Here is a 14,001-nt window from a genome sequence, read left to right as displayed (position 1 = left end):
GGGATCCAGATTATTTGAGCCGCCCTGGCTCAGGTATTGTTACGCCTGCTACAGGCAAAAATATAACACCTTGGAGAAGAAGCATGATCAGTACCTATGAGTTTAATAATGCCGAGAAAAAAGCTATATTCGATGTTCTGAATATCGTTGGCACTAACCCCTATAAGGATTATATTAATTTTAAAAGAGAAGTTAATCTTCTTATTTTAGAAGCAAAAGTCCCGGCTAAGTTTCTGGAGGTCTGCGCTAAAATAAAAGATGAAAGGCGACTATCAGGGGTAAACGCGCAGCTACTAAAAAACTTACCTATCGATGAAGTGGTGCCGGAATTCGACCAGTTCGATCCCGTTAATGATAAATACAGAAAGAAAACCACCTTTATTGGTGAAACCCTGCTGGAACTCTTTTCCCAGCTAACCGGCACGCCTCTGTTGGCCTATCGTACCAGAAACAACGGCGACTTCTTTCATGATGTCTATGCCGATAAAAAATATGCCAATACCCAAACACAGAAGACCGATGGCGAGCTCTATTTTCATAATGACCGCACCGCGCATCCGGTACGGGCAGACTTCCTGAGCCTGCTGGGCATGCGCTGCCATGAACAGAACCTGATTTATACGGGCTATCTGGACGGCAAAGACATCCTGCAGGGGCTTTCAGAAAAATCGCAATACTGGCTGCGTCAGCCGCACTACATTACGCCCTATGATGAAGTCTCCCGTGATTCAAATGCAAACCAGGTCAATTCGGACAAACATATCATCCTGGAAAACGCCCATACCTTCCGCTATTACGACACTCGTACTACTTTTGCCCCGGATGCGCCACAGTCCGCAATTAAAGCGCTGCTGGAATTAAAAGTAGCTATGACCAAAGCTAAAAAAGAGCGTGTGGCTATTAATACCGGAGATCTGTTCTCCTTTGCTAATCAGGATTCACTGCATAATCGGGATATTGTTAAAGTCATTGACCAGGATGCCGCTGAAAAAAGATGGTTATTGAAAACCTACAGTTTCCGTAATGATGAGGCCCTGCACAATTACAGCGCCTTTTTTGATCCCATTTTGCCAGGCTTCGTGACGGAAGAATAAATCAAAAAAAACTAACCTCCAACTTATTTGTTATTGCAAAAGCTGATAATAAACTGGCAGGCCTGCTTACGCCTGCCATTTACTTTAATATTAAATTTCAATGATATTTTTTATCATTAAAATTTAAGACTGCTCGCTATTATCCTGATGAATCACTGCACAGCGCGACTCATGAACTCATCCGGTTTTCCGTGGCGCTTATTGTAGTCAACGGCATCTGCAATGGTAGCCGGTAAACTTGTTCCGGCACTACTGTGACCTCATCAGGCTACAGGCAATCCATACCTGAGAGCGGCTTAAGCCAGACGACAAAAAGCCCGCTTAAGTTTCCTTAAGCGGGCTTCTCTAATCTGGCTCCTCTGACTGGACTCGAACCAGTGACATACGGATTAACAGTCCGCCGTTCTACCGACTGAACTACAGAGGAATCGTTTGAACGGGGCGCATAATAACGAGGTTGCTGCGGCCTGTCAAAAGAATTGTAGCGTATTTCAGTGTAAATGGCTGAAAATTAATCTTTTGATAATCAAAGCGCTGGAAAAGGCGTAGTCAAAACAGGTTGGTGCGTCTGCGACCCGGTGCTTTCTGGAAAAGAACGGGCTCTCCAGGGCAATAACGCTTCTTTTTTATTCGGAAACTCACTCTCTATGCATAGAGTTTTTAAGTGAAAAGTATTATATAGATAATATCTATCCCGCTGAAATAAATCTTCTTTAGTGATATAGAAAACCCGCTAATCAGGAACGATTAAAATCATAAGGGTTATTCGATTTCCTGAAAGGAATTTGAATGGTTTTAATATTGTGTTTAATATATTTCTTTAATGTTTTAAAAACTATTTTTGTTGACATAAAATAGATAACGAGTAAAAAATAAAGCGGGTGGACGTTGATGCGTTCGCTCATTTTAAACGAATTTTATTCACAGGAGCAAATCATGCGTGAACTAACAGGCAGTGAAACAAGCGTAGTTGCAGCGGCTGGTGTCATTACTGACGATCCGCAAATTGAGGTAGTCCTTGATGTATATGACAACGTTTGTGATGCGATAGACAAAGCTGAACCAACATTAGGTGCAGGAAACGCAAATAAAGCGGTGCATTTTGCCGTAAACATCATGGATTATGCCTGGACAAGCGCTTTTAACAGTATAATGAAACTTTTTGGTTAATATTGGTTTTATCTTTCTCACAGCACAGATTTTGTTGTTTAAGCATTAGCTTATTACTGGTTCTCTCTGATTCTTTTATGCCAATAAAGTACATGTAAAACCTTTATAAATCATGTGCTTTTCTACTTTTTTGTTGATTTATGAAGGGGCGTTGCTTTAAGGCGTAATCAGAAAAGACAGGATATAAAAAATATTATGGTTTTTAATAACGCCTTTTGCATGCCTGAGGGTGGCTGTTTAAAAAACCTGATCGATTTTGCCAGTAGAAGAATCGGGTTCAGTGCTAAATGCTGAACCCATTTTTTCTGGCGGAAAAAGGCAGTTTTTGTTAAGAAGATTTTTATGCCCAACTGAAATAGTTATGCTGTTCTGGATCTGCCTGGAACTATCAGGCTCTTACTGTCTGCTATAAAGCCAGTGAGGATCAATCAAGACGACAAAAACCGTGTGTTTCTTGCCTGAATTCCTTCCTCAGGACTTTCATTCTCTATGCTGTGATGGATCCAAGAACGCAAGATGAGGGAAGTATCATGCTGTATTTACTAAAAAGAAGGGCAGCCAATAATAAAATCCCGCCTGAAAAAGTTCAGGCTACCTATGCCCGATATCGTATCCAGGCGCTGCTGAGCGTATTTTTAGGTTATCTCGCCTATTATATTGTGCGTAATAACTTCATGCTTTCGACGCCTTACCTGAAACAACAGCTGGCACTCAGCGCGACGCAAATTGGGCTGCTAAGCAGCTGCATGCTGATTGCTTACGGCATCAGCAAAGGCGTAATGAGCACGCTGGCTGATAAAGCCAGCCCAAAAGTTTTTATGGCGTGCGGTTTAGTACTTTGCGCTATCGTCAACGTCGGTTTGGGGTTCAGCACCGCGTTCTGGGTTTTTGTCGCGCTGGTGATGCTAAACGGACTGTTTCAGGGAATGGGCGTTGGCCCTTCTTTTATTACTATCGCCAACTGGTTTCCTCGCCGGGAACGTGGCCGCGTCGGCGCATTCTGGAACGTCTCCCATAACATCGGTGGCGGGGTAGTCGCGCCAATTGTCGGCGGCGCTTTCGCGATACTGGGCAGCGAGCACTGGCAGAGTGCCAGCTACATCGTACCCGCCTGCTTAGCAGTGGTTTTCGCCTTAATCGTGCTGGTGCTCGGTAAAGGTTCGCCACGTGAAGAAGGGTTGCCTGCATTAGAAGAGATGATGCCGGAAGAAAAGATCGTGTTGCAGGCCATACGGAGCGCTAAAGCGCCAGAAAATATGAGCGCGTGGCAGATCTTCTGCATTTATGTGCTGCGCAATAAAAATGCCTGGTACATTTCGCTGGTGGATGTTTTTGTCTATATGGTGCGTTTCGGCATCATTAGCTGGCTGCCGCTCTATTTGCTGACAGAGAAGCATTTTTCCAGAGAGCAGATGGGCGTCGCCTTTTTGTTTTTTGAATGGGCCGCCATTCCCTCCACGCTACTGGCAGGGTGGCTGAGCGACAAGCTGTTCAAAGGCCGCCGTATGCCTCTGGCCATAATTTGTATGGCGCTGATATTTATTTGCCTGATTGGCTACTGGCAAAGCGAGTCGCTGCTGCTGGTCACGGTTTTCGCCGCCGTTGTCGGCTGTTTGATTTATGTGCCGCAATTTCTCGCTTCAGTACAGACCATGGAAATTGTCCCTGGTTTCGCCGTAGGCTCAGCTGTCGGGCTACGTGGCTTTATGAGCTATATCTTTGGCGCATCGCTGGGCACCAGCCTGTTTGGCATCATGGTGGATCGGCTGGGCTGGCACGGCGGTTTTTACCTGCTGCTGGGCGGCATCCTCTGTTGCATACTCTTTTGCTGTCTTGCTCATCGGGGCGCGCTGGAACTGGAGCGGCAACATCATTCTGAAGGGAATATCAGGGCACTTATCGCGTGCGAAAAATAATCCTTTCACGCAGTAGAGCTAAGGAATAGTGCGGTCTTACTTAAAATGCCTTTAACGGCGCCGCCGCGCTTTTTGACCAGCAGAAACCAGAAGCCGATAAAAAAGAAAGTCGGAACTCAGGACGAAAGCAATTTGCCTGTGCTAACGCCTTAAGCCCAGGTAGCTAACCCCAACTCAACACAGCCTCCCGGAAACCTTCCCAAAAAACCAGATTTCCAGACAGCAAAAAGCCCGCTTAAGTTTCCTTAAGCGGGCTTCTCAGAATTTGGCTCCTCTGACTGGACTCGAACCAGTGACATACGGATTAACAGTCCGCCGTTCTACCGACTGAACTACAGAGGAATCGGTTGATGCAGCGCATAGTAATGGCACTGGCCTGGCCTGTCAAAGGGGGAATGCGATTTTCCCGCGCGTTCGGCCGCAAAATCAGCAATCTGCTCTGTTTCTCACCCGCCTGAGCAAAATACATGCTTTTGCACTCATTCTCTTGCGCCAGATCCCACTTTGCTATTAATGCGCGGCCGATGTTAGAGCTCGGTCAAAATTTTTCTCTTTGCCGTTTTTAAAACGCGTGTTTCGGTGCTTTTATGATAAAAGTTCCAAAAGGAACAATTTTGGAACAAATACACTACAAGCTTTTAACTCTATAGCATTGCCTGTAATAGGTGCCGCCAGGTTAAAAGTAACAGTTTGATTAATAGCAATTAAGTATGACAAGCCATCTATGGCTACGCGTTGCAAAGCACGCTTTATCTGTTCCGAACCTTAACCGCTATACCGGTGAAGTTGTGTGAATGTAAAAGATATTTTTCATTCGAGGTCCAGCCAGCCGCACCAGCTACTCACAAAAGGGCTATATCATGAAAAAGTTCGTTGCCGGGTTACTGATGATCTGTTTACTGCCCACAGCCGCGCTGGCAAAAGAGTTGCAGATCGGCGTCTCTATGGCGCTGTTTGATGACAACTTTCTGACCATTGTGCGCAATTCCATTCAAAAAGAATTAAAAAAAGAGAACGTCAGCGGCCAGGTTGAAGACGCCAAAAATGATGTCTCGCAACAGCTGCAGCAGGTACAAAACTTTATTGGCCAGGGCGTAGACGCCATTATCGTCAATCCGGTGGATACCAATGCGGTAAAACCGATTATGGATCAGGCCAGCAAAGCGGGCGTGCCGCTGATCTTTATCAACCGCCGTCCGGCGGCGGAGCTGACCGGTAAAATGGCCTATGTAGGCTCAAACTCGCAGCTGGCGGGGCAGCTACAGATGGAGGCCCTGGCTAAACAAATGAACTACAAAGGCAACGTGGCGATCCTGCTGGGCGATCTGGCCAATGAATCGACGCGCGAAAGAACGAAAGGCGTAAAAGAGATCGTGGCGAAATATCCCGGCCTGAAAATCGTTCAGGAACAAACCGCGAAATTTATGCGCAACGATGCGGTCGACGTGGTCAGTAACTGGCTCACCGCTGGCGATGATATTCAGGCTATCGCCTCTAATAATGATGAAATGGCGATTGGCGCGCTACAGGCGCTGGGCAAAAACGACAATCATATATTGGTGGCTGGCGTGGACGGCACGCCGGATGCGCTGCAAATGATCAAAAACGGCAAGATGGTCGCCACGGTTTTCCAGGATGCAAAAGGGCAGGGCGAAGGCGCGGTGCAGGCAGCGGTGAAGCTGGCGAAAGGCGAAAGCGTAGAGAAAAACGTCGATATTCCTTTCCAGCTCATCACCAAAGAAAACATGGCTAACTTCGTCAGCCTGAACCAGAAATAAGCCGGGGTGCACTATGACCGCATATGCGCTTGAGGCCGAAGGCATCAGCAAATTTTTCCCGGGCGTAAAGGCGCTGAGCAACGTCTCTTTACGGGTCAGGCCCGGCAGCGTCCATGCGCTAATGGGCGAAAACGGCGCGGGTAAATCCACGCTGATGAAATGCCTGATAGGCATCTATCGCCCGGATGAGGGATCGATCCGGGTAAAAGGCGAGCCGGTGATGTTTCAGGATACGATGGATGCGCTGCGTTCAGGCATCTCGATGATCCATCAGGAGCTGAATCTGGTGCCCTATATGACGGTAGCGGAAAATATCTGGCTGGGCCGTGAGCCGATGAAATATGGTTTTGTCGATCATGGCAGGCTTAACCGCCAGACCCGTGATTTATTGAGCAAATTAAACATCCGTCTTGAGCCTGATGAAATGGTCGGCGAGCTGAGTATCGCCGCCCAGCAGATGGTGGAGATAGCCAAAGCGGTCTCGTGGAATGCCGATGTGGTCATTATGGATGAACCCACCTCGGCGCTGACCGAAACCGAAGTCTCGCACCTGTTCGCTATCATTCGCGATCTCAGAGAGCAGGGCAAAGCCATCATTTATATCAGCCACAAGATGGATGAGATCTTCACTATTACCGACGAAGTGAGCATCTTTCGTGACGGCAGCTGGGTAGGCAGCAGCGCGACTTCCGACTACACGCGCCAGTCGCTAATCACCCAAATGGTCGGTCGCGAGCTGACCCAGCTCTTTCCTAAATTCAACAATGACATCGGCGAAGAAGTACTGACGGTACGCAATCTGCATCGCAAGGAGGTTTTTCACGATATCAACTTCGGCGTGCGCCGTGGTGAAATCCTGGGCGTAGCCGGGCTGGTCGGCGCGGGCCGTAGCGAAGTCATGGAAAGCCTGTTTGGTATGACCAGCATTGACGGCGGCGAAATCCTGATAGATGGCGTGCCGGTAAAGATAGATTCGCCTTCAACCGCGATAGAAAAAGGGCTGGCCTTCCTCACCGAAGACCGCAAAAAGTCCGGACTGTTTCTGGTGCTGTCGGTAATGGAAAACATGAGCATCGTTAACATGCCGGAATACAGCAGCAAAGCGGGTTTCGTCAGCCATATGCAGATGGCGAAAGACTGCATGGAGCAGATCCGGCGGCTGAACATCAAAACCCCCACCATGGATCAAATCATCAATAACCTCAGCGGCGGCAATCAGCAGAAGGTGCTGATTGCCCGCTGGCTGCTGGCTCAGCCTAAAGTGCTGATACTGGATGAGCCGACGCGTGGCATTGATGTCGGCGCGAAAGCGGAAATTTACCGGCTGATCAGCGAACTGGCTAACCGCGGTGTCGCCATCATTATGGTCTCTTCGGAACTGCCGGAAATTCTTGGCATGAGCGATCGGGTGATGGTAATGCACGGCGGCCGTATCACCGGCATCCTCAATAAAGAAGAAGCCGATCAGGAAACTATCCTGTCACTGGCGTCTGAATAAGGGCTGAAATTATGAGCGAAGTAAAAATGAGTAGCCAACAGTCGTCTCTGGCAAGTCTGTTGACCAGCCTGAAAGGCAAAATGCCCAAGGATACCGGCATCTTTATCGTTATGGTCGCTATCGCGCTGATTTTTGAAATCGCCGGCTGGTACGTGCGCGATCAATCCTTTTTGCTCAATCCAAACCGGCTGGTGCTGATAGTCTTACAGGTAGCGATTATCGGGATTATCGCGGTCGGCGTTACTCAGGTCATTATCACTACCGGGATCGATCTCTCATCCGGCTCGGTGATCGCTTTAACCGCTGTGGTCGCGGCAAGCCTTGCGCAAACTTCGGATAGCCTCTCGCCGATGTTCCCGTCGCTGGTGGATATGCCTGCCATAGTGCCGATAATCGCCGGTATTGGCGTAGGTTTTCTCTGCGGCGTGGTTAACGGCGTGCTGATCACCAAAACCGGCATTCCGCCTTTTATTGCTACCTTAGGCATGATGGTATCCGCGCGCGGGCTGGCGCAATACTATACGCAGGGGAATCCGGTCAGCTTTCTCTCCGACAGCTTTACCGCTATCGGCCAGGGCGCGATGCCGGTCATTATTTTCCTGGTGGTCGCGGTCATTTTCCATATTGCGCTGAAACACACCCGCTACGGCAAATATGTTTACGCTATTGGCGGCAATATGACCTCGGCCAAAGTATCCGGTATTAACGTTAATAAATACCTGGTTATCGTCTACACCATCGCGGGCGGCCTTTCCGGGCTGGCTGGCGTCGTGCTGGCGGCGCGCGTCAGTAGCGGCCAGTCCAGTATGGGCATGTCCTACGAACTGGACGCCATTGCGGCGGCGGTTATCGGCGGTAGCAGCCTGATGGGCGGTGTCGGGCGCATTACGGGAACGCTAATCGGCGCGGTAATCCTGGGCCTGATCAAAAGCGGCTTCACCTTTGTCGGCGTGGATGCCTACGTTCAGGACATTATCAAAGGCATCATTATCGTTAGCGCTGTTTCAGTCGATATGTACCGCAACCGCAAAAAACGCTGAATCATTCAGGGCCGCTGGTGGCCCTGATTTCCGGTTCCGGCGCGGCTGTGAAAACGTTACCATGCACAGCCTGACGGCATCTTGTGCACCGCAGAAGTGCAGCTAAGCCCGCTTCACCCGCGATAAATAAAATGCGCTACCCCTTAAGGGGTAATCAGTTTCTCTTATTTTACCGCCGCTTAGCCTGAAACAAAATCGTCATAACCTCGCCCGGAAGTTTCTGGCACGTCGCTTGCAGTTACCCTGACACCAGAGTGAAAACTTATTTCTCACCGCCAGCGACAATGGCGTTCCGTGACGGAGGCAAAATGAACTTAAGACGGCTGAAGTATTTTGTAAAAATCGTCGATATCGGCAGCCTGACCCAGGCGGCTGAAGTCCTGCATATCGCCCAGCCTGCGCTCAGTCAACAGGTGGCCACGCTGGAAAATGAGCTGGATCAGCAGCTGCTTATCCGCACCAAGCGCGGCGTAACGCCGACAGAGGCCGGTAAAATACTCTATGCGCACGCCTGTACTATTTTGCGCCAGTGCGAACAGGCGCAAGCGGCGGTCGTTAACGCCGGACAGATCCTGACTGGCCAGGTTTCTATTGGGCTGGCGCCCGGTACCGTAGCTTCCTCATTGACCATGCCTTTACTGCAAACCGTGCGCGAGCAGTTTCCGGAAGTGCTGGTCTATCTGCATGAAAACAGCGGCGCTTCACTAAATGAAAAAGTGATGGATGGCCAGCTTGATATGGCCGTGCTTTACGATCGTGCGCCTTCAGCCGGCATTACCAGCCTGCCATTAATGAAAGAAGAACTTTATCTGGTTGGTGCCACCAACTGCCCGGGGCAGCATATCGATCTGGCGGAAGTCGCCGAGATGAACTTGTTTCTGCCGCGCGACTACAGCGCCGTGCGCAAACGCGTTGATGAAGCCTTTTCGCTGCGCCGCCTGAGCGCCCGCATTATCGGCGAAATCGAATCGCTTGCTACCCTGACCGCCGCCGTTGCCAGCGGCATGGGCGTTACCGTTCTGCCAGAATCCGCCGCGCGGGCACTGGTCAGCTCCGGCAACGCCTGGATGGCGCGCATCAATAGCCCTACGCTGAATTTGCCGCTGTCGCTAAACGTTTCGGCTCGTGCGCCGCTCTCACCGGCGGCACAGGCGGTTAAAAATATTTTGCTGTCATTGCTGAATAAACCCGCTGTTGCCGATCGCGAACTGATGCTGGTGAGCTAATCCCTTTCGTGGGCGCGTCAGGGCGCCCTCGCTTCTATATCGCTAAAAAGCATATAAAACCTCTTTTTATTATTTGTTGCTATCAATTTGCCTTATTAACATGGCCGAAACCAACAGATAACAGAGGGAGAAGCGCACGTGAATTTTCAGCAACTTAAAATCATCCGGGAAGCGGCACGCTGCGAGTTTAACCTGACCGAAGTGGCAAACGCGCTGTTTACCTCCCAGTCCGGCGTCAGCCGCCATATACGCGATCTGGAAGATGAACTGGGCGTGGAGATTTTTATCCGGAGAGGCAAACGCTTGCTGGGCATGACGGAACCGGGTAAAGCGCTGTTGAATATTGCTGAACGCATCCTGGATGAGGCCGGAAAAGTACGGCGGCTGGCAGATGTCTTTACCAATGAATCCAGCGGCGTATTGACTATCGCCACCACGCATACCCAGGCGCGCTATAGCCTGCCAAAAGTGATCAAAGCGTTCCGTGCGCTCTATCCCAATGTTCGCCTGGAATTAAACCAGGGTACGCCGCAGGAGATTGTCTCTATGCTGGTGGCGGGCGAAGCCGATATCGGTATCGCCAGCGAGCAGGTGGTTAATAATCCTTCGCTGGCGGCTTTTCCCTGGTTTAGCTGGCATCATGCGCTGCTGGTGCCAAAAGGCCATGAGCTGGAGCAGCAGCAGCCGGTTTCGCTGGCAGCGCTTAGCCGTTACCCACTAATCACCTATCGTCAGGGTATCACTGGTCGTTCCCGTGTTGACCGGGCGTTTTACGCGGCGGGACTAACGCCAGATATCGTTCTCAGCGCCCAGGATTCAGACGTAGTGAAAACCTATGTAGAACTCGGGCTGGGCGTAGGCGTGCTGGCGGATCAGGCTTGCCAGTTGGATCAGCATTCTGCACTGACGCGGCTGGAAGCCAAACACCTGTTTGAATCCAATACCGTCTGGCTGGGGTTAAAGCGCGGACAGCTTCAGCGCAATTATGTCTGGCAGTTCCTGGAGCTGTGCAACGCCAATCTGTCGCTGGAAGAGATTAAACGCAAGGCACTTTCCACGCACGACGTGGCGGAGCCGGTGCTGGATTTTCAAATTTAATCATTTTCAGAGGCGCCTCGAAGACCGGCAATTAAAGCTGTGATTAACCTGTTGTTGGCTTGTTTTCAACCTTCCGTTTAGCTAGTTTGCGTCCATCGTCGTGCAGGGAGTGCACGGCCACTAACGATGAGACGACAAGGATGAAAATAGCGGTCAGCCCAATTAAACCTTTCCTGCCCACACAGGGCATCTGCTACCTGGTCAGAGTGGATAAAGACAGCGATCTCTGGATTGAATATATCGTTGACATTGTCCCATTGCCGCCGCATCTTTATTGTTTATTTACCGATCGCTACAAGCCGTCAGTGATTAAGCAAACCTTTTTTATGGTGAGCTTTTACACGCTGGATGCCTTGTTCAGCGGCGGAAGCCTCTACGCACCCGAGCCGCGGATGCGCTACGGTAAAGAAGAGCTGGATGAGATGCTGCTAAAGGGCATTGGCAGAGCTATCGCCGCCTTTATGCAGCAACGCGAAGCCTGCGCGTTGATAGCTTTCCCCGCGAGGCCCGGTTTGGCCAGGATGTATCACCAACTGCTGAGCGCGCATGCACAGAGTTCAGGCTGTCGCTACATAAAGCACTACAAGGAGGAAGGAATTTATGTCATCGAAAAAGAGCCAGGAGAAGCCAAAAGCCGGGCATGGCCTCTCACGTGAAGAGGTCCGGCGCATTGTGAAAGAGTGCAAAGAAGAGCGCGCCAGGGAACTTTCGGCGGTGCTCAGAGAAGGGGGCTTCGTCCTCGGCGATCCGCTGCCGTAAAAGCGGTCGCGCTCCCGGTTGAAAGGGCCTTGCGGCCCTTTTTTATCGGCTAATCGACAATAGCGACAGAAAAACCGTCCCAGCCTTTCGCGCCCACGGTCTGAATAGCCGTCGCCGTCAGCCTTTTCTCCTGACCCTGGCGCTGCAAAAATTCCCGCAGGCCCGCCACGTTTTCATCCTGATTGTTTTCATCCGCCACGCGACCGCTGCGCACCACGTTATCGCCAATAATCACCGTTCCCTGGCGGGAATACTTCAGCGCCCATTCCAGATAAGCCGGATTATTTTTCTTGTCCGCATCGATAAAAATCAGATCGAAAGGAGCAGAAGAGGCGAGCTTTGGCAGGCTCTCCAGCGCCGGGCCAACCAGAATAGTGACGCGACTTTCCAGCCCGGCGTGGCGAATATTCTTTGCGGCGATTTCGGCATGGCGCGGTTCAAATTCCAGCGTAATCACCTTGCCGTCCTCCGGCAGCGCTTTTGCCAGCCAGATTGTGCTGTAGCCGCCGAGCGTGCCGATCTCCAGAATGCGCTTTGCGCCCATCATGCGGGCGTAGATATGCAGCAGCTTGCCCTCGGCTGGCGAAACATCGATGGCCGGCAGGTTCGCTTCGCTATTGGCGGCCAGCGCGGCCAGCAAAACTTCATCCTGGTCGACCAGCGTGTCGACGAAAAAATCATCTACTTTACTCCAGCTAAGCTCGTTCATGCTGTTCTCACTTTTTTGGCGGGAAACAGCAACTATAGCAGCCGTCTCGCGCCAGATTTGGCAGGTCTGTAAACAGCGCGGCATAAAATTTCGTTTCGTCGTCTGAATCATGTTGCTGGCTCACTTTCCCCATCCAATAAGGCAGCATCCGCTGTTGCAACTCCTTTAAAGTAAAAACAATTACTCATGGGGGAAGATATGTTGACGCAACGCTTAAAGGATCCACAGCTGTTAAAGCAGCAGGCCTGTTTCGGCGGTCGCTGGCAGGCGGCCGATAATGGCGAAACCTTGCCTGTAACCAATCCCTCCACCGGCGAAGTGCTGGCGGTTATACCGGCGTTAGGCGCGGAAGAGACGCAGCGCGCTATCGCCTTTGCCGACGCGGCGCGACAAAGTTGGGGGAAAACACCCAACGCACAGCGCGCGCAGCTGCTGGAAAAATGGCATCAGCTGATTGTGGAGAATGCGGACGATCTGGCGACTATCATGACCGCAGAACAGGGTAAGCCGCTGGCGGAAGCCAAAGGCGAGGTGCTTTACGGCGCAAGCTTTGTGAAATGGTTCGCGGAAGAGGCGCGACGTATTTATGGCGAAACAATCCCTGCGCCTTCAGGCGATCGCCGCATTCTGGGGATCAAACAGCCGGTCGGCGTCGCGGCGGCCATTACGCCCTGGAATTTCCCCATCGCTATGATTACCCGCAAGGTAGCGCCCGCGCTGGCCGCAGGCTGTCCGATTATCGTTAAGCCTTCTGAGCTGACGCCGCTTTCTGCGTTGGCGCTGATGGCGCTGGCCGAGCAGGCTGGTTTTCCGCCAGGCGTACTCCAGGTGCTGACAGGCTTGCCGCAGGAAATTGGCGCGGCGCTGACCGGTAGCCGTACAGTCCGCAAAATCTCCTTTACCGGCTCTACACGCATTGGGCAACTATTGATGCAGCAAAGCGCCGACAGTATCAAGCGGCTAAGTCTGGAGCTGGGCGGCAACGCGCCGCTGATCGTATTTGACGATGCCGATCTGGAAATCGCCGTCGCGGGCGTGATGGTTAGCAAGTTTCGCAACGCCGGACAAACCTGCGTCTGCGCCAACCGCATTCTGGTGCAGCGTGGCATCAGCGAGCGCTTCAGCGCGCGGCTGCTGGAAGAGGTGGTGAAACTGAAAGTCGGCGACGGCTTTGCTGAGGGCAGCACGCTGGGGCCGCTGATCAACCAGGCGGCGGTTAGCAAGGTTAACGCACATATAGATGACGCGGTAAGTCACGGCGCAACCGTACTGACCGGCGGTATAGCGCAGGGCGAAGGCACTTTTGTCGCGCCAACGGTGCTCTCTGGCGTGACTACCGCTATGCGCATCGCTCATGAAGAAACCTTCGGCCCGGTCGCGCCGCTATTTATTTTCGATAGCGAAGAGGAAGCGCTGACGATGGCGAACGATACGCCTTATGGTTTAGGCGCTTACTTCTTTACTGAAGATTTGCGCCGCGCCTGGCGGGTCGGCGAAGCGCTGGAGTTTGGCATGGTCGGCCATAATACGGGCGCTATTTCGCTGGAAGTCGCGCCGTTCGGCGGTATTAAAATGTCCGGTATTGGCCGGGAAGGATCTCGTCACGGTATTGAAGAATATCTCGAAATAAAAGCTTTCCATTTCGGCAGCCTGAATTAATTGCTGGTCCTGGCAACGCCCGCTTCATTTAATGAGGCGGGCGTTTTTTTATAG

The 14,001-nt window shown here is 51.3% G+C and carries 11 protein-coding genes and 2 tRNA genes; 10 read left to right on the top strand and 3 right to left on the bottom strand.

The features are described 5' to 3' along the window. Positions 1-14: 14 nt before the first annotated feature. Positions 15-1,094, top strand: a complete 1,080-nt coding sequence (locus ACETPC_RS04495) for a taurine catabolism dioxygenase TauD (RefSeq protein ID WP_380179042.1) — start codon at positions 15-17, stop codon at positions 1,092-1,094. Positions 1,095-1,445: 351 nt separating this feature from the next. Here the strand turns inward: ACETPC_RS04495 and ACETPC_RS04490 are convergent. Beyond that, positions 1,446-1,521 (bottom strand) — tRNA-Asn (locus tag ACETPC_RS04490). A 509-nt stretch (positions 1,522-2,030) separates the two neighbouring features. On the opposite strand from ACETPC_RS04490, the gene ACETPC_RS04485 reads away from it, so the two are divergent. Beyond that, positions 2,031-2,264 (top strand): hypothetical protein, encoded by a 234-nt coding sequence (locus ACETPC_RS04485; RefSeq protein WP_380179040.1) that lies wholly within the window; start codon positions 2,031-2,033, stop codon positions 2,262-2,264. Between the two features lie 530 nt (positions 2,265-2,794). Then, on the top strand, positions 2,795-4,180 hold the full coding sequence (gene pgtP / locus ACETPC_RS04480) for a phosphoglycerate transporter PgtP (protein WP_380179038.1): 1,386 nt from the start codon (positions 2,795-2,797) through the stop codon (positions 4,178-4,180). 266 nt (positions 4,181-4,446) lie between these two features. On the opposite strand, the gene ACETPC_RS04475 is transcribed toward pgtP, so the two are convergent. Continuing rightward, positions 4,447-4,522, bottom strand: a tRNA-Asn gene (locus ACETPC_RS04475). A gap of 518 nt (positions 4,523-5,040) precedes the next feature. Here ACETPC_RS04475 and ACETPC_RS04470 point away from each other — a divergent pair. The 6 genes from ACETPC_RS04470 to ACETPC_RS04445 all read left to right on the top strand — a co-directional run bounded on the left by ACETPC_RS04470 (position 5,041) and on the right by ACETPC_RS04445 (position 11,476). Then, entirely contained in the window at positions 5,041-5,958 is a 918-nt protein-coding gene (locus tag ACETPC_RS04470; protein WP_380179036.1) for a sugar ABC transporter substrate-binding protein, read from the top strand. Positions 5,959-5,971: 13 nt separating this feature from the next. Beyond that, positions 5,972-7,456: a sugar ABC transporter ATP-binding protein gene (locus ACETPC_RS04465; protein WP_380179034.1), complete on the top strand. Its 1,485-nt coding sequence runs from the start codon at positions 5,972-5,974 to the stop codon at positions 7,454-7,456. A gap of 26 nt (positions 7,457-7,482) precedes the next feature. Continuing rightward, positions 7,483-8,496, top strand: coding sequence for an ABC transporter permease (locus ACETPC_RS04460; RefSeq protein WP_380179662.1), 1,014 nt, complete (start codon positions 7,483-7,485; stop codon positions 8,494-8,496). Between the two features lie 308 nt (positions 8,497-8,804). Continuing rightward, the gene (gene nac / locus ACETPC_RS04455) at positions 8,805-9,722 is read left to right on the top strand and encodes a nitrogen assimilation transcriptional regulator NAC (protein WP_380179032.1); all 918 of its coding nucleotides are present in this window, start codon (positions 8,805-8,807) and stop codon (positions 9,720-9,722) included. A gap of 138 nt (positions 9,723-9,860) precedes the next feature. Further along, positions 9,861-10,820: an HTH-type transcriptional regulator Cbl gene (gene cbl / locus ACETPC_RS04450; protein WP_380179030.1), complete on the top strand. Its 960-nt coding sequence runs from the start codon at positions 9,861-9,863 to the stop codon at positions 10,818-10,820. 140 nt (positions 10,821-10,960) lie between these two features. Continuing rightward, positions 10,961-11,476: a hypothetical protein gene (locus ACETPC_RS04445; protein WP_380179028.1), complete on the top strand. Its 516-nt coding sequence runs from the start codon at positions 10,961-10,963 to the stop codon at positions 11,474-11,476. Positions 11,477-11,628: 152 nt separating this feature from the next. Here ACETPC_RS04445 and ACETPC_RS04440 read toward each other — a convergent pair whose 3' ends face one another. After that, positions 11,629-12,288, bottom strand: a complete 660-nt coding sequence (locus tag ACETPC_RS04440) for an O-methyltransferase (RefSeq protein WP_380179026.1) — start codon at positions 12,286-12,288, stop codon at positions 11,629-11,631. Between the two features lie 198 nt (positions 12,289-12,486). On the opposite strand from ACETPC_RS04440, the gene ACETPC_RS04435 reads away from it, so the two are divergent. After that, on the top strand, positions 12,487-13,947 hold the full coding sequence (locus tag ACETPC_RS04435; protein ID WP_380179024.1) for an NAD-dependent succinate-semialdehyde dehydrogenase: 1,461 nt from the start codon (positions 12,487-12,489) through the stop codon (positions 13,945-13,947). Positions 13,948-14,001: the final 54 nt, after the last annotated feature.

It is taken from the genome of Pantoea sp. sgz302252 (assembly GCF_042610525.1).
Classification (GTDB): Bacteria; Pseudomonadota; Gammaproteobacteria; order Enterobacterales; family Enterobacteriaceae; genus Erwinia.
Note: the sequence above shows the minus strand (reverse complement) of the source record. Positions and strands in the feature narration are given on the sequence as shown.